Annotated in this window: 21 protein-coding genes and 2 riboswitches; of the genes, 2 read left to right on the top strand and 19 right to left on the bottom strand. The window is 36.5% G+C overall.

Annotated elements, in window-relative coordinates; translation table 11 throughout:
• From cobA to PQF83_RS01865, 9 genes are all read right to left on the bottom strand, one after another.
• Positions 1-777, bottom strand: coding sequence for a uroporphyrinogen-III C-methyltransferase (cobA, locus tag PQF83_RS01905; RefSeq protein WP_000521270.1), 777 nt, complete (start codon positions 775-777; stop codon positions 1-3).
• 86 nt (positions 778-863) lie between these two features.
• Entirely contained in the window at positions 864-1064 is a 201-nt protein-coding gene (locus PQF83_RS01900; RefSeq protein WP_000366909.1) for a DUF3906 family protein, read from the bottom strand.
• 10 nt (positions 1065-1074) lie between these two features.
• Positions 1075-2697 (bottom strand): nitrite/sulfite reductase, encoded by a 1623-nt coding sequence (locus PQF83_RS01895; protein WP_000119628.1) that lies wholly within the window; start codon positions 2695-2697, stop codon positions 1075-1077.
• Between the two features lie 11 nt (positions 2698-2708).
• Positions 2709-3302 carry an adenylyl-sulfate kinase gene (cysC, locus tag PQF83_RS01890; protein WP_000380508.1) on the bottom strand — a complete coding sequence of 198 codons (594 nt, stop codon included), beginning with the start codon at positions 3300-3302 and terminating at the stop codon, positions 2709-2711.
• Between the two features lie 12 nt (positions 3303-3314).
• A complete protein-coding gene (gene sat / locus PQF83_RS01885; RefSeq protein WP_000108788.1) occupies positions 3315-4451 on the bottom strand; it encodes a sulfate adenylyltransferase in 1137 nt (378 codons plus the stop codon).
• 38 nt (positions 4452-4489) lie between these two features.
• Positions 4490-5194 (bottom strand): phosphoadenylyl-sulfate reductase, encoded by a 705-nt coding sequence (gene cysH / locus PQF83_RS01880; protein WP_000958982.1) that lies wholly within the window; start codon positions 5192-5194, stop codon positions 4490-4492.
• 86 nt (positions 5195-5280) lie between these two features.
• The gene (locus PQF83_RS01875; RefSeq protein ID WP_000116161.1) at positions 5281-5424 is read right to left on the bottom strand and encodes a YezD family protein; all 144 of its coding nucleotides are present in this window, start codon (positions 5422-5424) and stop codon (positions 5281-5283) included.
• Positions 5425-5496: 72 nt separating this feature from the next.
• Positions 5497-5605, bottom strand: a riboswitch (SAM riboswitch).
• Positions 5606-5722: 117 nt separating this feature from the next.
• Positions 5723-7039 (bottom strand): diaminopimelate decarboxylase, encoded by a 1317-nt coding sequence (gene lysA, locus PQF83_RS01870; protein WP_000280637.1) that lies wholly within the window; start codon positions 7037-7039, stop codon positions 5723-5725.
• A 180-nt stretch (positions 7040-7219) separates the two neighbouring features.
• A riboswitch (Lysine riboswitch) is annotated at positions 7220-7401 on the bottom strand.
• 89 nt (positions 7402-7490) lie between these two features.
• On the bottom strand, positions 7491-7940 hold the full coding sequence (locus tag PQF83_RS01865; RefSeq protein WP_002163720.1) for a DUF3888 domain-containing protein: 450 nt from the start codon (positions 7938-7940) through the stop codon (positions 7491-7493).
• A gap of 200 nt (positions 7941-8140) precedes the next feature.
• Here PQF83_RS01865 and PQF83_RS01860 point away from each other — a divergent pair, with 200 nt between their 5' ends.
• A complete protein-coding gene (locus PQF83_RS01860; protein WP_000941734.1) occupies positions 8141-10027 on the top strand; it encodes an LTA synthase family protein in 1887 nt (628 codons plus the stop codon).
• A gap of 294 nt (positions 10028-10321) precedes the next feature.
• The gene (gene pssA / locus PQF83_RS01855; RefSeq protein WP_000285422.1) at positions 10322-11023 is read left to right on the top strand and encodes a CDP-diacylglycerol--serine O-phosphatidyltransferase; all 702 of its coding nucleotides are present in this window, start codon (positions 10322-10324) and stop codon (positions 11021-11023) included.
• A gap of 32 nt (positions 11024-11055) precedes the next feature.
• Here the strand turns inward: pssA and PQF83_RS01850 are convergent, their stop codons facing one another.
• The 10 genes from PQF83_RS01850 to hisD all read right to left on the bottom strand — a co-directional run bounded on the left by PQF83_RS01850 (position 11056) and on the right by hisD (position 18019).
• The gene (locus PQF83_RS01850) at positions 11056-12027 is read right to left on the bottom strand and encodes an NAD(P)-dependent oxidoreductase (protein WP_001062823.1); all 972 of its coding nucleotides are present in this window, start codon (positions 12025-12027) and stop codon (positions 11056-11058) included.
• Positions 12028-12172: 145 nt separating this feature from the next.
• Complete coding sequence (locus PQF83_RS01845; RefSeq protein ID WP_000043572.1) at positions 12173-12340, bottom strand: YozQ family protein; 168 nt, start codon at positions 12338-12340, stop codon at positions 12173-12175.
• A gap of 67 nt (positions 12341-12407) precedes the next feature.
• Positions 12408-13424: a histidinol phosphate phosphatase domain-containing protein gene (locus tag PQF83_RS01840; RefSeq protein WP_000861820.1), complete on the bottom strand. Its 1017-nt coding sequence runs from the start codon at positions 13422-13424 to the stop codon at positions 12408-12410.
• 11 nt (positions 13425-13435) lie between these two features.
• Positions 13436-13759, bottom strand: coding sequence for a phosphoribosyl-ATP diphosphatase (gene hisE, locus PQF83_RS01835; protein ID WP_000786132.1), 324 nt, complete (start codon positions 13757-13759; stop codon positions 13436-13438).
• A 10-nt stretch (positions 13760-13769) separates the two neighbouring features.
• Entirely contained in the window at positions 13770-14075 is a 306-nt protein-coding gene (gene hisI, locus PQF83_RS01830) for a phosphoribosyl-AMP cyclohydrolase (protein ID WP_000803968.1), read from the bottom strand.
• Complete coding sequence (hisF, locus tag PQF83_RS01825; RefSeq protein WP_000880083.1) at positions 14072-14830, bottom strand: imidazoleglycerol phosphate synthase cyclase subunit; 759 nt, start codon at positions 14828-14830, stop codon at positions 14072-14074. The genes hisI and hisF overlap by 4 nt, the downstream gene beginning before the upstream one ends.
• On the bottom strand, positions 14824-15543 hold the full coding sequence (gene hisA / locus PQF83_RS01820) for a 1-(5-phosphoribosyl)-5-[(5-phosphoribosylamino)methylideneamino]imidazole-4-carboxamide isomerase (protein ID WP_000402310.1): 720 nt from the start codon (positions 15541-15543) through the stop codon (positions 14824-14826). The genes hisF and hisA overlap by 7 nt, the downstream gene beginning before the upstream one ends.
• Positions 15516-16145 carry an imidazole glycerol phosphate synthase subunit HisH gene (gene hisH / locus PQF83_RS01815; protein WP_000560333.1) on the bottom strand — a complete coding sequence of 210 codons (630 nt, stop codon included), beginning with the start codon at positions 16143-16145 and terminating at the stop codon, positions 15516-15518. Before hisH ends, hisA begins: the two co-directional genes overlap by 28 nt.
• A complete protein-coding gene (gene hisB, locus PQF83_RS01810) occupies positions 16146-16730 on the bottom strand; it encodes an imidazoleglycerol-phosphate dehydratase HisB (protein ID WP_001209290.1) in 585 nt (194 codons plus the stop codon).
• Entirely contained in the window at positions 16730-18019 is a 1290-nt protein-coding gene (gene hisD, locus PQF83_RS01805) for a histidinol dehydrogenase (protein ID WP_000407007.1), read from the bottom strand. Before hisD ends, hisB begins: the two co-directional genes overlap by 1 nt.
• Positions 18020-18030 lie beyond the last annotated feature (11 nt).

Genomic DNA, 18030 nt, shown 5'->3' with positions numbered 1-18030 from the left:
TTATAACACTCCACTTACTTGATACGTACTTTCTGTCTGTTTCTCAAACCAATGAATTTTTTCTCTAAAACGGACGACTTCTCCAATTACAATCATGCTTGGATTTTGGATTTGTTCTTTTTTCGCAACATCTACAATTGTTCCTAACGTCCCAACAACTGTGCGCTGCATAGATGTCGTTCCCCGCTCAATAATAGCAGCAGGCGTACTTTTATCTTTTCCATGCTTTATCAGTTGCTCACATATGTAGGGTAAATTGCTAACCCCCATATATACAGCTAAAGTCTCTACACCTTTCGCTAAATTTTCCCACTTCACTTCCTCTTCAGCATCTTCTTTTCTATGCCCTGTCACAATAGCAAAACTTGCACTTGCATCACGATGTGTCACTGGGATACCCGCATAAGCAGGTGCAGCTATTCCAGCTGAAATACCAGGAACAATTTCAAACGGTACACCTTGCTTTGCTAACGCTTCGGCCTCTTCTCCCCCTCTACCAAATACAAATGGATCCCCACCTTTTAGCCTCGTTACAATTTTTCCTTTTTTCGCATATTTGATAAGAAACGTGTTAATTGTCTCTTGCTTCATCGTGTGATAATTTGGTAGTTTTCCGCAATAAATTAAATCCGCTTCAGGCTTTGCATAAGAAAGCAATTCTTTATTCACGAGACGGTCGTATAAAATAACATCTGCTTTCTCAATGCATTTCAATCCTTTTACAGTAATTAAATCTGGATCACCAGGGCCCGCTCCAACGATATATACTTTTCCCATCATCTCTCCTCATTTCTACTATTAAAGTGAAACTTCCATCCTTATATAGGAATGGAAGTTTTCATTTCTTCATATTTCAATGTTCCTTACTCATGAATAACAAAGGCTGCGCTTTTTCGAATCTTCTTTTTTTCAAATAAAGCAATCTCCTTTACTTCTGGTAACGGTAAAAAATGTTTTTCAAGTTCAATCTCCGCCATCTTAAATGCCTTTTCTTCACTTTCAGCAACAACAACAATTGGAACAATACTATTCTCTAATACAGCTTCAAATCGATATAAATCCATATTGTCCCTCCTAAGACGCTATTACTTCTTCTAACACGTTATTTAACGCTGTTTGTAATGTCTCTACACCAACACGGCCTACAAAATCATAAAACGTTTCAGCTGGTAATTTATTTTCTTTGAAATAACTTATAAATGATGCGAGTACATCAGGTAGATCCTCGCCATCTATTTTTCCTTTTAACTTTTGATTATAAGCACCACCATCTAACAACGTTCCACCTACATATATTTCAAAGGCTTCAACAATTCCTTTTTCCTTCGTTTTCATTTTTACACCTTGTAATCCAATGTCAGCAATTTGACGTTGACCACATGAATTCGGGCATCCTACCATATGAATACGAATCGGAACATCGAGTGCAATTTGCGTATCTAAGTATTCGGCAATTTTTCGTAATCTTTCTTTCGTTTCTACTAAAGCAAGATTGCAATATTCAATACCAGTACAAGAAACCGCGTGACCAATAAACGATTTCGGATTTGCTGATATCGCTTCAAACAACGGCTCATTTAGCAAGCCAGTTACATTTTCTGGCGGAACATTCGGAATAATGAAGTTTTGTGAATTACATGTACGAATTTGTCCATTTCCATATTGTTTAGCAATTCTTGCAATCTCAAACATTTCTTCTGCATGTAGGCGTCCTACCGGCACATTAAAACCTACATATTTTAGTCCCTCTTGTTTTTGGTCTTGGACACCATAAAAGTATCCCGCATTCCAGCCTTTAAGAGCACTTTCTCCTTTACTTTGTAATGGTCCTGTATATTCTATTAGTTTCTCTTTAAACTTCTCTGCTCCCCAGTCTGCAACAAGAAATTTCAAACGAGCTAAATGACGTTTTTCACGATATCCAAAATCACGGAATATCGTAGCAATTGCAATCGCTACCGCCTTCACTTCTTCTGGCAAAACGAATACATCTAATTCATCAGCTAAATATGGACGAGCCGATAACCCACCGCCTACTTTTATATGAAAACCAACTTTTTTCTCACCATCTATTTCTTTCGTAGCAGGTGTAAATGCAACACAGTTAATCTCTGCGTTTGCTGCGTTATAAATGTTAGAACTAATAGACATTTTAAATTTACGTGGTAAGTTAGAAAACTCTTCATTATGTTGGAAGTAGTCATATACCTCTTTCACAATATGCGTTGTATCAAATAATTCATTTGCATCAATGCCAGCAAGTGGATTTCCCGTAATATTACGCGTTATATCACCACACGCCCCAGCTGAAGATAACCCAACTCTTGCTAACCTTTTAAAAATATCTGGAATTTGATGAATTTCTAACCAATGAAACTGAATCGCCTGTCTTGTCGTAATATCGATTACGTCACGTCCATAATCCTCAGCGATAGAAGCAAGCACTTCTGCCTGTGCATTCGTAATAATTCCAGAAGGAATATTTACGCGCATCATAAAATAACCCGCTTCTTTCGGTCTTTGTAAATACAACCCTGCCCATTTGAATGCGTCCCACTCTTCTTTCGGAATAGATTCGAAGCCATTCTCTGCATAGTAAGGAATATCATCAAAGATTTCCAATCCATCTTTTTTTAATTTATTTTTCTCAGTTTGATTTAATTTTTCATTGTTAGCCCATACTTTTTCATAACTCATTTTTTATCCCCCTATATAAAACTACGCTCTTGTAAGTATTTCACGATTTGTTCTGCACATTCTTCAATAGAATACTTGTGCGTTTGTACAATTAATTCCGCTTTCTCTGGTTCCTCATACGGTGAATCGATACCTGTAAAGTCTTTAATATCACCTTTTCTTGCTTTTTTATAAAGCCCTTTCGGATCACGTTTCTCACACTCTTCAATTGGACATTTTACAAACACTTCTATAAATTCATCTGCAGCTAATAGATCTCTAACTTGTTTTCGGTCTACTCGAAACGGTGAAATAAACGCTGTAAGAACAACAGTCCCTTGATCTACAAATAACTTCGCCACTTCGCCAATCCGTCTTATATTTTCCATACGATCACTTTCAGAAAAGCCTAAGTCTTTATTTAAACCGTGGCGTATATTATCTCCATCTAGTACATAGTTTCCAATATTCTTTTCAAATAGTTTACGAGCAACCGCGTTTGCTACTGTAGATTTACCCGACGCTGATAAACCAGTAAACCAAATTACAAAACTATGATGCCCATTCTTCACTCTTCTCTCATCTTTTGAAACAGAAGCTGTATGCCAAGTAATATTCGTATCCATTTCATTCTCTCCCTATTCTGTTACTACTTCTTTTTTCAAACCTTTAATTAGTACCTCTACTACCTCTTTACGACTAAATGTACTTGGAGGAATCTCACCGTTTCTTAATAGTTCTCTTACTTTCGTACCCGATAAAATAACATGATCTTCTTTTCCGTGCGGGCATGTTTTTGTCGAAGCCATCGCTTCACATTTCGTACAGTAAAAACTATGTTCAAAAAATAATGGTGTAATCCCTAACTCTTCCACTGTAAAGTTTGTAAAAATTTCTTGTGCTTCATAAGTTCCGTAATAATCTCCTACCCCAGCATGATCGCGCCCTACAATAAAGTGGGTACATCCAAAATTCTTTCTAACTAACGCATGGAATATTGCTTCCCTCGGTCCTGCGTAACGCATTGCCGCAGGAAATACACTTAAAAAGACACGATCTTTCGGATAATAGTTTTGAAGTAATACTTCATAGCTTTCCATCCTTACATCAGCTGGAATATCATCCGACTTCGTTTCCCCAACGAGTGGATTTAAAAAGAGTCCATCTACAATTTCAAGAGCAGATTTTTGAATGTATTCATGGGCACGATGCACCGGGTTCCTCGTTTGAAATCCTACTACTGTTTTCCAACCACGTTTTTTAAATTCTTCTCTCGTTTCAATTGGGTCTAAATGATAAGAAGGAAACGGATTATTTTCAAAGCGTTTCGTAAGAACAATAGCCCCACCGACATAAACATTCGGTCGTTCATATAATTTTTTCACTCCCGGATGAGCCTCATCCGTCGTTTTATATACTAGTAACGCTTCTTTTTCCTTATCAGGCACAAAAATATCTTCTATTTGAATGACACCATATACGTTTCCACCGTTAACAAGTTTTACTTCCTCTCCAACTTTTAGCGTCTCTGCTACTTCTTCTGTTACTGGTAATGTAATTGGTATACTCCAAACGCTCCCATTAGCTAAACGAAGCGTTTCTACAACCGAATCATAATCTTTCTTTCCTAAAAAACCAGTAAGCGGGCTATATCCCCCTGTTGCTAATAGTTCTAAATCACTTAACGCAATGTTATCTAGCCCAATTTCTTTTTCAATTTGTAATACGTCATATGTCTCGTCTACACGGTTTACTAATTCGTTTACTGTACTCATGTTCTATATCCCCTCTTAGTTTTATTTCAAGATTCATCTTATTGATAATGAAGACCACATTCAGTTTTCACTTTCCCAGCCCATCTACCATCTCTTGAATCGCCACCCTCTCCTACAGGCAACGTACACTTCTCACACCCAATACTTGGATATCCAATATCATGTAATGGGTTATACGGCAAGCTATGCTTGTATACATATCGCCATACCTCTTTCCACGTCCAATGAATGAGCGGACAAACTTTAATAGATTGAAAGCGATGATCTTGATTTATAAACTTTGTATGCTTACGCGTTTCTGATTGTTCCCTCCTCAACCCCGAGATCCACGCTTTTTCATTCGCTAATGATTCTTCTAACGGTAAAATTTTCCTAATCTTACAACAAAGATTAGGATTGCTTTCCCATAGCTTGTTACCATGCAAGTTAGCTTGTTCATCAAGTGTAAGTTTTGGCTGTTTTTCTATAATATTTAATGAAGGAAATCGTTCCCGCACTTTTTGAATTAATTCATACGTTTCTTGAAAATGAACATTTGTATCCAAAAATACAACTTTAGCAGATGGATTTACTTGGTTAATAAGATGCAGTAGTACCATCCCTTCCACTCCGAAGCTACATGCGTATACAATTTCACTTTTATATTCTTTATAAGCCCAACTCAATACAGATAACGCGCCTTTTGTTTCATCTTCTTCTGAAAATAAAACATCATTTTCTTCCCACGTTTCATACGTCAACATGTTTTTTCCCCCTGTAAAAGCAAAAAGGCGGTTTTAACCTAATGAAATAGGTTAAAACCGCCTCTAGTTTTTCTAGTCAGCGCTTTTTACTTTAAACGTACTTTTTCACTTTTCTCTAATTGAATGACTTTTCCATCTTGCACAACAATTGTAATTGAACCATATTTCATATCAGCAAGCATCGCTTCAATTTTCTCAGATACTTCCTCAAAATGTTCCCGTACGCTCACGCGAACAGCCCCCCTTTTTATTCATAAAAAAAATCTTTCCCATTTCGAAAAGACTGTTCGGTAATATATTTTACCTTATCTTTCAAAATGGATTCCATTTTGCTGGATTTAGCACCTTGCTTTCTATAAGCAGGTTGCCGAGCTTCGCCGGGCCAGTTCCCTCCGCTTCTCTTGATAAGCTTTGTATTTGTATTTTATCATAATTCTGATTTTTTTCAATCCTAGTTTTCCGATATATTTTAATTATTTTATTTTACAAAAAAGGAATTGCCCATCCGAACAACTCCTTTTTCCTCATTTAAACAAGTTCTTTAATACGTATGCGATCGTTCCCAATAATATTTTCATATGTTTCGCGCTCTACAACAATTTGTGATGTACCGCCTTTCACGAAGACGACAGCTGGTCTACGAATCCGATTATAATTATTCGCCATCGAGTACCCGTATGCCCCTGTACAAGAAATCGCTAGTAAATCGGCAGAGGCAACCTTCGGTAAAGTAATATCCCAAATTAACATATCTCCACTCTCACAGCATTTCCCTGCAATCGAAACAACTTCCTCGTTCTCATCATTCCCTCGATTCGCTAACATCGCTTCATAACGAGCGTTATATAAAGCAGGTCTTAAATTATCAGTCATCCCACCATCCACTGATACATATTTCCGAATACCCGGAATGTCCTTCACAGATCCGACTGTATAAAGTGTCGTTCCAGCATCACCTACAATGCTACGGCCTGGTTCAATCCATATTTCTGGCAATGGATAATTACATAACGTAAATTGTTCTCTCACCGCACTTGTTACAGCTCGCACATACGTCTCAAGAGTTAATGGTGTATCGGACTCTGTGTAGCGTATTCCGAATCCTCCCCCTACATTTAGCACTTTTACTACATAGTTTGTTCGCTCTCTCACTGCTTCTAAAAATTGACGAAGAACTTCAATCGCTCGCACAAAGCCAGCCGTTTCAAATATTTGTGATCCGATATGTGAATGAATTCCTAACACGTTATAATTTGATTTTTGTAAAGCAAGCTCAATTGCCTGCATCGCTTGACCATTTGACACGCCAAATCCAAATTTTGAATCATCTTGACCTGTTGTAATATATTCATGTGTGTGCGCCTCTACTCCGGGCGTTACACGAATTAATATGTTCACAAATTTCCCATGTTGCACTGCTAAATCATGCAAAATTTCTAATTCTAAGAAGTTATCTACGACAAAACAACCAATATTCGCCTGAAGAGCCATCACAATTTCTTCATCTGTTTTGTTATTGCCATGAAAATGAATGCGCGATGCAGGAAATCCTGCTTGTAGTGCAGTATATAATTCTCCTCCAGAAACAACATCTAATGACATATTCTCTTCACGAGCTACTCGGCACATCTCCATGCACAAGAACGCCTTGCTTGCATATGCTACTTGATAAGAGAACCCACTTTCTTTAAAAGCACGATGAAACGCGCGGCACTTTCCTCGAATTGACTCTTCATCGTATACATAAAGTGGTGTTCCATATTGTTTTGCTAGCTGCGTCGTGTCGCACCCTCCAATTTCTAAGTGTCCTTGCCCATTGATTCGGCTTGTGCCGTGTAAATACATTTGAATTCCTCCCTTATTTCCTCTAAAACTCATAACCCCAATCTTCTATTCATTGCAGCACGCTTTTAGATAGACAAAAAACGCGCGGAACAATGTTCACACGCGTTTCTTATTAGGAAAAATATATATTGAAAAAATAAACGAGTTGTTATCTCCTCAAAATAAGAAACCGCATCAACATCTCCAAATAGCTCTCCATAAAATAAATCTTATGACAGTACTACATTTATTCAATGCAGTCCCAATATATGAATAAGATGGTTATTCTTATATTTCGGCAATAGTCCCTTTCAACCTATGATCACAGATTCCATTAAATCTCCCATAGCTTACTCTTTCCTATCGCGGCCTCTACCTTTGAGAGTAGATGAGGTAAGTCTATTTAATTTTCAAACATCTAATTGTTGCTATTAACAATACCAAAGGACCATTTTATTTGTCAAACAATTTTTTATATTGCTTTTTTACAGTTTAGTTTCGTATCGTTTGGTAAGCGCTTTACTGAAACCTTTGTCACTTCCCATTCACCTTCTTCGTTATTAAATGTAATCGTTACCTTCTCAAATGGTGGCGCAATTTTCCCTGCAACACGTTCATACTTAGTCACTTCAATACTCGCTTGAAATAAATATGTACCGCTATACACTTTTTTTAAACTAATAATTTTCGGGCATTGATAAGGCTTCAAGCTCCCATATTGTTTTTCGATTGCTTTATTTATTTTCGGAAATAACACAGAATAAAGGGCATCTTCCATAAGAGGTGCATCATACTCTGCTACCGACACACTTGGTGAAGCAAAAAGTATAACACTACTGCATACTATAAAATATAATAATTTTCGCATTATAACCTCCGTATTGTTACACGATTCTTTCCGCGCACGATAATAATCATACATAGACACTCCATTTTATTGTCTCCTACTGCCCTTTTTCTACTCAATTGTTATAAAAAAGTCCACAACTCTCTTTTATTTTCGTATAATGATACTCATAGTATAATAAACATAATAATAAAGGACTGTTCGTATATATAAAATGAGGTGCTAATCAAATAGGCCCACAAGAACCGTCATGCTTTTTAGGAGAGGAGTATATTATGCTACAACGTCTGTTTCCAAAACTGCGATTCGCACTCGTTGCAGTCGTTTTATTATGGATAAAAACATATATTGTGTACAAGCTAGCGTTTGATATTAAAATTGATAATTTCTTTGAAGAATTTATGCTTTTTATGAATCCACTAGCTGCGTTACTTTTATTTTTCGGTTTTGCATTATTTGCATCTAAACACCGAAATCGCATTATAGTTGGAATTAGTTTTATACTGTCATTCATTTTATTTGGAAATGCAATGTTTTATGGGTTTTATAACGATTTCGTTACGTTCCCAGTATTATTTCAAACAAATAATATGGCTGATTTAGGGACGAGTATAAAAGAACTCTTTACGTATAAAACATTACTGTTATTCGCAGATGCGATCATCTTAATGTTTCTTTCGCGTAAATTCCCATCATTTTGCGACAAAACGCCGCTTTCTCGCTCTGAGAAGAGAACTTTCTTTAGCGGTGTAACAGCTCTATTAGCACTACAAATTGTTGTTTCTGTTATTTATAAACCACAAATGTTCTCACGCTCATTCGATCGTCAAACTGTCGTGAAAAATTTAGGTTTATACACATATCATCTATTTGATATTACACTGCAATCAAAATCTTCAGCTGAACGTGTATTTGCAAGTGGGGACGGGTTCTCTGAAATTAAAAACTATACAGACTCAAAAGATAAGCAAGTTGATAAGAACTTATTTGGATCTGCAAAAGGTAAAAATGTCATTTTGATTTCAATGGAATCTACACAAAGTTTTGTTATTAATAAAAAAATAAATGGAAAAGAAATTACTCCATTTTTAAACGAATTTATTAAAGATAGTTTTTATTTCGATAACTTCTATCATCAAACAGGACAAGGTAAAACTTCTGATGCTGAATTTATCGTTGAAAATTCACTTTATCCGTTAGACCGCGGTTCTGTATTCTTTACTCACGCAACAAATGAATATACAGCTACACCCGAACAATTAAAAAAATACGGATATTCTTCTGCTGTCTTCCATTCAAACGATAAAGCGTTTTGGAATCGTGATGTAATGTATCCTGCACTTGGATATGATCGTTACTTTAATTTGAATGATTACGTAGGCACAGAACAAATGTCTGTCGGTTGGGGATTAAAAGATAAAGAGTTCTTTGAACAATCTATTCCAAAGTTAAAATCCTTACCACAGCCGTTCTATACAAAATTCATTACTTTAACAAATCATTTTCCATTTCTTCTAAATCCAGAAGATCAATATGTTGATGAGTTTAATTCGGAAAGTGGCGTTGTAAACCGTTACTTCCCAACCGTTCGTTATACGGATGAAGCTCTTAAACAATTTATTAAACAATTAAAAGCAGAAGGACTGTATGACAACTCTGTTATTGTCATTTACGGAGATCATTACGGTATTTCTGAAAACCATAACGCAGCTATGGCTCAGTTCCTTGGGAAAGACGCTATTACACCATTTGATTCTATGCAATTACAACGCGTCCCTCTCATTATTCATGTACCTGGTCAAGAAGGAAAAGTCATTTCTAAAGTGTCTGGTCAAATTGATATTAAACCAACGCTACTTCATTTACTTGGTATTAAAACAAATAAATCAGTTGAATTTGGAACTGACTTATTTATTAAAGAAGAAGATCCACTTATGGTAATGCGTGATGGTAGCTTCGTTTCGAAAGATTATGTGTATACAAAAAACATGTGCTATAAACGAAACACAGGTGAAGAAGCAGACATCTCATTATGTCAACCGAATATTGAAAAAGCAAAAACAGAATTGAAACTTTCCGACAAACTCATTTATGGAGATTTGTTACGTTTCGATCCTAACAATCGGTATAAAACTGGAACTATGATAACGAACTTTGAATAATACAAGAAGAGGCTGTCCCAAAAAGTGCTTTTTAGCCAAAATCGAATAAAAAGTGAAGGGCAGAAATGTTAATTTTATAACGTTTCTGCCTTTTCAATTTCATGTGATCTTACTTCGAAAGAGACTTATGAGACAGCCCCTTCTTTTTTCACTTATTTTTCAAATCATTCTGATATGAAATCTTTCACAAATTGGGAATTTCTTTCGTGTGAAGAAGAAATTTATGGTATGATAAAATAAGTAAACTTTCATACACTAATTAAGAATTTATTACAGAAAGCAAGGGATCAGATTTTGTATAGAGCAGCTATTCCAAACTTATTTACGCTCGGAAATTTATATAGTGGATTCTTGTCAATCGGCTATGCATCTTTAGGATATTATAAATCAGCTGCTATTTTAGTACTTATCGGGATGATGTTAGATAGTCTTGATGGGCGTGTTGCTCGTTTATTACGTGTTGATTCACAAATGGGAAAAGAGCTTGACTCGCTTGCGGATGTCGTAACATTTGGTGCAGCACCTGCTGTTCTCATGTATTACACATCTTTCTCTAATTATGGAATCATCGGACTATACATAGCGGGGCTATTCCCTCTTTTCGGAGCATATCGTTTAGCACGATTTAATGTAACACCATCTTCTACTTCAATGAAATATTTCACTGGGGTACCGATTACAGCAGCGGGAGGGCTTGTTGCTTTCTTAACATTATTTTCACATACCATTCCAAAAATCGTTCTTATTACAGTATTTGTAACGTTCGCATTTTTAATGGTGAGCCGCATTCGTATCCCAAGTTTAAAAGATGTACCAATTCCACGATATAGCATCATTATTACACTATTTTTAGTGGGCATCATTATCACAATGTACCAAACAGGGTTCGGTAATTTTTCTGTTTTCTTATTCATTGCTATTCCACTATATATTTTGTACATGCTATCTCAATTCCTTAGACAAAGACCATCAAAAAGAGCAAATAAAGAAAAATAAAAAGAAACCTTCCGATTCCGGAAGGTTTCTTTTTATTTTGTAACGAATACTTTTTGATTGACAGGCGTTACAGCTTCTTCGCCATTTAATACAGCTAAAATATTTCTTACCGCCGTTTCGGCCATCGCATCACGCGTTTCGAATGTTGCATTTCCTACGTGAGGAGCAAGTACCACATTCTTTAATCCTTTTAGCTCTTCAGTAATTTTCGGCTCAAATTCAAACACGTCAAGAGCTGCCCCTTCAATTTCATTTGTTTTTAAAGCATGAGCAAGTGCCGCTTCATGCATAATTGGTCCGCGTGAAGCATTTATAATATACGCTGTTTTCTTCATCATTTTGAACTGTTCTTCATCAATCATATGGTGCAATTTCGGATTATACGCACAGTTAATTGTAATAAAGTCTGCTGTTTGTAATAATTCTTCCAATGTTACATATGTTGCTTCCAGTTCACTTTCAGCTTCAGGCTTTCGATTTGGTCCTGTATATAAAACATTCATTCCAAACGCTTTCGCACGCTTTGCAACTGCCTTTCCGATTTCTCCAAGGCCGATAATTCCAATTGTCTTACCATGTACTTCGCGGCCTAAGAAAAATAACGGTGCCCATCCGTTAAATCCAGTTGTACGACATAGCGTATCACCTTCAGGAATTCTACGTGCCGCTGCTAAAAGAAGTGCAAATGTTAGTTCTGCAGTAGCTTCCGTTGATACTTTCGGTGTATTCGTTACCGCAATCCCTTTTTTTTCGGCATATGAGTAATCAATATTATCGTAACCAGCACCGTAGTTTGCAACAATCTTCAAATTAGGTGCCGCATCAATCACTTCTTTTGTCACCTTTGTAGAAAGTAGGCTTAACAATGCATCTTTGTCTTTTACACGCTCTGTTAATTCATCTAAAGAAATTAACTCCTCTTTATCGTACATTTCTACATCATGATCCTTTAATAGTTCTAATCCGATTGCTGGAATTTTCCCTGCTACTAATATTTTTGCCACTACTAACACCTCTTCTATAGAAAATAAGATCTCTCTTATCTTTCATTGTAAGAAATCCACATATAAAAACCAAGGAATTTGATTATAGTTTTGAAAATCGACACTTTTCCACAAAAAAAGAGGAGATGCAAGTCTCCCCCTCTTCTTATGCTTTTTCTTGCGATTGTTTTCCAAGCTTCACATCGATCGTTCCTTCTGCAACTGTATCACTAATTTGTTCCTCAATAACGGATTGAGATGTAGCATTCGTTTCAGAAGTATACGCTTGTTGCTGTGCACCTTGTACATTTTGTTTATTTTGCTGTTTCGACATTTCTTACCCTCCTTTTTATTCTTTCTTATTTTGAACAAAAAGATGGGTTTTCATCAAAAAATCGTGATCATTTTGAAATTGTTACTTCTTCTAGTAATCTCATCGTTCTAACTCGTTTCGTAAATGTAGCTAAGTGAGCAATATCATGATTACGTAACGTCTTTATATTCTCTTCCACATATTTTCCTAAATCATTCGGATAATGAGCATCTGAAGAGAGTGTGATCGGAACTTCGTGTTTAGCTAATACTTGTAAATATAGCGGACTCGGACACATTTCGCGCACAGGATAGCGATAGTACAATCCCGCATTTATTTCCGTTGCTGTATTTGTTTCTACTAATGCACGCGCAATTTTCTTATAATAAGAAAGTTGTTCATTCTCATTTAATCGATAATTAAATACTTTTATGTTGTCAAGATGAGCAATAATATCAAATAACTCAGAACGAACTGCGCACTCAACCGTTTTGAAAAACGTATCATATAAAACATATAAGTCATGTTCCTTAAAATATTCTTTCGTATCTGGATTATCAAATCCCCAGCCATTTAAAAAATGAACAGAACCAATTACATAATCAAAATCTCCTAATGCAAGTAAAGATTGTAATTGTTGTTCACCACCAATAAAATAATCTGCTTCAATTCCAAGTTTAAGCGTAACACCTCTTTTACTCCACCGTTCTTTCGCCTCTTCAATTGCCCTTGTAAAATCATGTAGTGAAGCTACCCTTACTTGGTCTAACCATTCCTTTTGTAAACGTCCAAGCCCCGAATCACTAATATCAACATATGTTTCATAGTATTCTTTCGCTTCATAAAAACGATATAAATGATCGACAATACCAACTTCTTTTATCCCTTTTCGCAAAGCTTCTTCTAAATATAAATCAATCCATTTCATTGTAAATGGCCCTTCATTCACACGTCTTTGCAGGCGTTCTTGTGTTTTCACAAGCCATTCCATAGAATGTTTTTCTTCTTTTAGCGGTTCATAATGTTGTAATGATTCATTTATTTTAGCTAGCCATCCTATTGAATATGGCCCTTCTTCTAAATGAATGTGATAATCCACCTTCATACATATTCCCCCTATAATGTATCTATTTCTCTTCTGTCCCCTACTCTCGAAAGCTTCCCATTTCTTTCTGTCACTTCCTCCATAATATCTTCTAATGATATATTTTTTTCGGCTAATAAAACGAAGCAGTGATACATTACATCAACCATTTCTTTCACTAGCTCTTCGTTATCATTATTTTTGGATGCAATAATTACTTCCGTACATTCCTCACCAATTTTCTTTAAAATTTTATCTTCTCCTTTTGAAAACAAGTAATTTGTATATGATTCAGAAAGTGGATTTCTCTTTCGTTCTTTAATTGTTTCGAATAGTAATGTAAAGGCGTTTTTCATATGTATCCCCCTATATAATTTTGTAATGAAAACATGTTTTTTCTCCCGTATGACATGCAGGCCCTACTTGCTTTACGACAACAACGATTGCATCTTGATCACAATCTAAATAAAGAGATTGCACATGTTGGACATTACCTGATGTTTCTCCTTTATTCCATAACGACCTTCTTGAACGAGAATAAAACCATGTTCTTTTCGTTTCTATTGTTTTTTCATACGCTTCTTCATTCATATAAGCTAGCATTAAAACTTCTTTTGTATCTTCTTCAATTACAACTGCTGGTAATAGTCCTTTTGAAAAGTTAGGTTTCATAGCCGCACCTCAACATTTGCATTTCTTAACTTTCTCTTTACGTCCCCTATTGTCGCCTCACCGTAATGAAAGATTGATGCCGCTAATGCTGCATCAACTGTTGTCTTTTGAAACACTTCTATAATGTGATCAGCATGACCGCATCCACCTGACGCGATGACAGGTACGGAAACACTTTTTGAAATTTCTTCTGTTAAACGAAGGTCATATCCGTTTTTCGTTCCGTCTGCATCCATACTCGTTAATAAAATTTCGCCTGCGCCTAGCTCTGTAACGCGCTTTGCCCACCCGATTGCATCCATTCCCGTATCAACTCTTCCGCCGTTCACATATACATTCCACTTATCCTCCGCTACTTTTCTAGCATCAATTGCGACGACAATACATTGTGAGCCAAAATGCTCTGCCCCTTCTTCGATTAATTTTGGATTTCGCACTGCTGCTGAGTTAATTGAAACTTTATCTGCTCCCGCTCTTAGTAAATTGTACATATCTTTCACACTTGAAATTCCTCCGCCAACTGTAAGAGGAATAAATACTTTTGAAGCCGTTTTTTCTACAACATCTATAATCGTTTTTCGCCCTTCATGCGTTGCCGTAATATCTAAAAATACTATTTCATCTGCTCCTGCATCATTATATAAAGCTGCTATTTCAACAGGATCCCCGACATCTTGTAGTCCTATAAAATTTACACCCTTTACGACTCGCCCTTCTTTCACATCTAGACATGGAATAATGCGTTTCGCTAACATAACTTTGTTACCTCTAGCACTTCTTCTAAATCAATCGTTTTCTCGTAAAGAGCCTTACCAATTATGACGCCGTATATGTTCATATCATTTAACTTTTTCACATCTTGTATAGATGCAATTCCTCCAGAAGCAATAAGTCGAGTAGCAACGTTCTTTTGTAGTAACTCCAATTGCTCTACATTCGGTCCTGCAAGTGTTCCGTCTTTCGAAATGTCTGTAAACACAATCGTTTGAACACCTATCTTCTCCATTTGTTTTGCTAAATCAATGTAAGAAATTTCAGACACATCAAGCCAGCCTCTCGTTGCTACAAAACCATTTTTCGCATCAATTCCGACGATGATTTTTTCTTTATATAGACGAACTGTCTCTTCTAAAAATGGCTTATCATAAAGAGCGGCTGTTCCTAAAATCACTTTATCTACTCCTACTGAAAATAATTTCTCTACGGATACAAGTGATCGAATTCCTCCGCCAACTTGCACTGGAATACGTACTGCCTTGCAAATTCTTTCAATGACGGACAAGTTTAACGACTCACCAGCAACTGCACCATCTAAATCAACAATGTGCAACCGTTTCGCTCCAAATGTTTCAAATATAATCGCTTGCGCAACTGGGTCTTCATTCATTACTGTTTCTTTACTAAATTCTCCTTGATACAGTCTAACGCATCTCCCTTCTTTTAAATCGATAGCTGGGAAGATTTCCATGTTTCTACCACTCCTTTAAAATTTTTCAACATTTGCATGCCAATGTCACCACTTTTTTCAGGATGAAACTGCGCACCGTATATATTTCCTTTTGCTACAAAACCAGGTACTTTCACTCCATATTCACTTATTCCATATACAATTTCATTTGGACAATCTGCGTAATAAGAGTGGACATAATATACGAAAGAACCGTCCTCTACTCCATTCCAAAGCGCTATTTCTCCTTCTTTCTTTAACTCATTCCATCCCATATGAGGAATTTTATAAGGAACCTTTAACTTTCGAATAACGCCTGGCAATAAACTTAACCCGTTACAGTCTTGTAGTTCCTCACTTTTTTCAAACAAAAGCTGCATTCCTAGGCAAATACCTAGAAGTGGTTTTCTGGAACGTCCAATTTCTTGTAACACACGTACTAAATCTTTTTCTTCCAATACATCCATTGCTTTTGGAAATGCACCTACTCCTGGTAAAATCACTCCATCACTTCTAAAAATCTCTTCTTTATCACTCGTTACGATATACGCTGCTCCAATATGCTTTAATGCTTGTTCTACACTACGAATGTTTCCCATTCCATAATCTATAATGGCAATCAATTACAACATCCCTTTCGTTGAATTTACACCAGTAATATTGGCATTTCTTTCGACTGCTTCTCTAAGCGCTCTACCAAACGCTTTAAATAACGCTTCAATTTTGTGATGTGTATTGCTTCCGTATAAAATACGAGCATGTAATGTAATATTGGCAGCATGAGCAACTGCTCTAAAAAATTCTTCCGTTAGTTCTGTATCAAAATCCCCAAGCTTCGGATTCGTTAATTCTCCTTGAAATACAATATATGAGCGTCCACTTATATCAATTGCAACAAAGCCTAAAGACTCATCCATCGGTACATATGCTGAGCCGTACCTGTTAATCCCCTCTTTACTGTGCAATGCTTCTTTCAAACAATTTCCGAGTACAATCCCAACATCCTCAACTGTATGATGTGCATCAACGAATACATCCCCTTCTGCCTCCACTTGCAAACCGAATCTTCCATGCCTTGCAAATAAAGTTAGCATATGATCAAAAAAACCAACTCCCGTTCGTACAGAAACGTTCTTCCCATCATCAAGCTGTAAACTTAATTTTATTTTTGTCTCTGTCGTCTCACGTATTTGACTAGACTCACGCATTATTCTTCCTCCTCAAATCTTATTTGAATTGCTCTCGCATGCGCATGTAACCCTTCTTTATTGGCAAGCTCTACAATATGATGTTGGACATCTCTTAATGCTTCCTCTGTATAAGACAGAAAGCTTGATTTTTTCACAAAATCATCGACTGATAACGGTGAGAAAAACCTTGCCGTTCCACTTGTCGGTAACACGTGATTCGGTCCTGCTAAATAATCCCCGAGCGGTTCTGGTGCATATGGTCCAAGAAAGATAGATCCTGCATGTTTCACATAAGCTAGAGCATTCATCGGTTCTTTTATATGTAACTCTAAATGTTCCGGGGCAATTTCATTCGATAAATTTAGCGCCTCCTCTAAAGAAGGAACGATAAAAATGGCCCCATTTCTCTTTATTGATTCACGTGCAATTTCGCTTCTTGGTAATGTTTCTAACTGCCTTTCTATCTCTTTTTCTACTTCTTTTGCTAACTCTATATTTGTTGTAATACAAATTGCTGTCGCTCTCTCGTCATGTTCTGCTTGTGATAATAAATCAGCAGCAATATATTTTGCATTGCCGGTTTCATCTGCAATAACTACAATTTCTGACGGTCCAGCAATCATATCAATATTTACTATTCCATATACTTCTCGTTTCGCTAGAGCGACGTACAAATTTCCTGGTCCAACTATTTTATCCACTTTCGGAATCGATTCCGTCCCGTATGCTAAAGCAGCAATTGCTTGCGCACCACCTATCGTATAAATTTCATCTACTCCTGCAAGACTTGCAGCAACTAAAATATGTGGATCAATTCCTCCTTCTCTTGGCGGTGTTACCATTACAATCTTTTTCACACCAGCGAGTTTTGCTGGCAATACATTCATTAATACTGACGAAGGATACGAAGCAGTTCCGCCTGGCACATATACGCCTACATTCTCTAATGGCCGAATGATTTGTCCTCTAATGATGCCTTTACTCGCGCAATCGAACATCGATTGTCTTTTTTGCTTTTCATGGTACGAAATAATGTTTTTCTTCGCCTCTTGTAACGCTTCTAAAAATGAATTCTCTACAAACATACTCGCTCGTTTTATTTCTTCTTCACTTACACGAAACTCTTTCATCTTTACACCATCAAACTTTTTTGTATAAAAAGATAAGGCCTCATCCCTACTCTCCCTTACATTTTGAACGATTTCACTTACATTTCTTTGAACAGTTTCTTCTATTATATTAGCGTTTTCTCGTAGCAATTTTATTTTCGATAACGCCTTTTGAAAATCTTCAAAAACGATCTCCATTACAAGTCCCC

Origin of the sequence: Bacillus sp. FF-1 (assembly GCF_028548245.1) — a bacterium.
In the GTDB taxonomy this organism is placed as follows: Bacteria; Bacillota; Bacilli; order Bacillales; family Bacillaceae_G; genus Bacillus_A; species Bacillus_A paranthracis.
The sequence above is the reverse complement of the archived record's forward strand: the minus strand, read 5'-3'. Positions and strand labels throughout refer to the sequence as shown.

Bases quoted from the DNA above. Each gene is read 5' to 3' on its own strand.
- PQF83_RS01900 (WP_000366909.1), bottom strand. From the start codon at position 1,064: ATGGATTTATATCGATTTGAAGCTGTATTAGAGAATAGTATTGTTCCA.
- PQF83_RS01860 (WP_000941734.1), top strand. From the start codon at position 8,141: ATGCTACAACGTCTGTTTCCAAAACTGCGATTCGCACTCGTTGCAGTC.
- lysA (WP_000280637.1), bottom strand. From the start codon at position 7,039: ATGTATTTACACGGCACAAGCCGAATCAATGGGCAAGGACACTTAGAA.
- hisF (WP_000880083.1), bottom strand. From the start codon at position 14,830: ATGTTAGCGAAACGCATTATTCCATGTCTAGATGTGAAAGAAGGGCGA.
- hisE (WP_000786132.1), bottom strand. From the start codon at position 13,759: ATGAAAAACGCCTTTACATTACTATTCGAAACAATTAAAGAACGAAAG.
- hisA (WP_000402310.1), bottom strand. From the start codon at position 15,543: ATGGAAATCTTCCCAGCTATCGATTTAAAAGAAGGGAGATGCGTTAGA.
- cysH (WP_000958982.1), bottom strand. From the start codon at position 5,194: ATGTTGACGTATGAAACGTGGGAAGAAAATGATGTTTTATTTTCAGAA.
- cobA (WP_000521270.1), bottom strand. From the start codon at position 777: ATGGGAAAAGTATATATCGTTGGAGCGGGCCCTGGTGATCCAGATTTA.
- hisI (WP_000803968.1), bottom strand. From the start codon at position 14,075: ATGAAACCTAACTTTTCAAAAGGACTATTACCAGCAGTTGTAATTGAA.
- hisB (WP_001209290.1), bottom strand. From the start codon at position 16,730: ATGCGTGAGTCTAGTCAAATACGTGAGACGACAGAGACAAAAATAAAA.
- PQF83_RS01845 (WP_000043572.1), bottom strand. From the start codon at position 12,340: ATGTCGAAACAGCAAAATAAACAAAATGTACAAGGTGCACAGCAACAA.
- hisD (WP_000407007.1), bottom strand. From the start codon at position 18,019: ATGGAGATCGTTTTTGAAGATTTTCAAAAGGCGTTATCGAAAATAAAA.
- PQF83_RS01840 (WP_000861820.1), bottom strand. From the start codon at position 13,424: ATGAAGGTGGATTATCACATTCATTTAGAAGAAGGGCCATATTCAATA.
- PQF83_RS01895 (WP_000119628.1), bottom strand. From the start codon at position 2,697: ATGAGTTATGAAAAAGTATGGGCTAACAATGAAAAATTAAATCAAACT.
- PQF83_RS01865 (WP_002163720.1), bottom strand. From the start codon at position 7,940: ATGTATGATTATTATCGTGCGCGGAAAGAATCGTGTAACAATACGGAG.
- sat (WP_000108788.1), bottom strand. From the start codon at position 4,451: ATGAGTACAGTAAACGAATTAGTAAACCGTGTAGACGAGACATATGAC.
- cysC (WP_000380508.1), bottom strand. From the start codon at position 3,302: ATGGATACGAATATTACTTGGCATACAGCTTCTGTTTCAAAAGATGAG.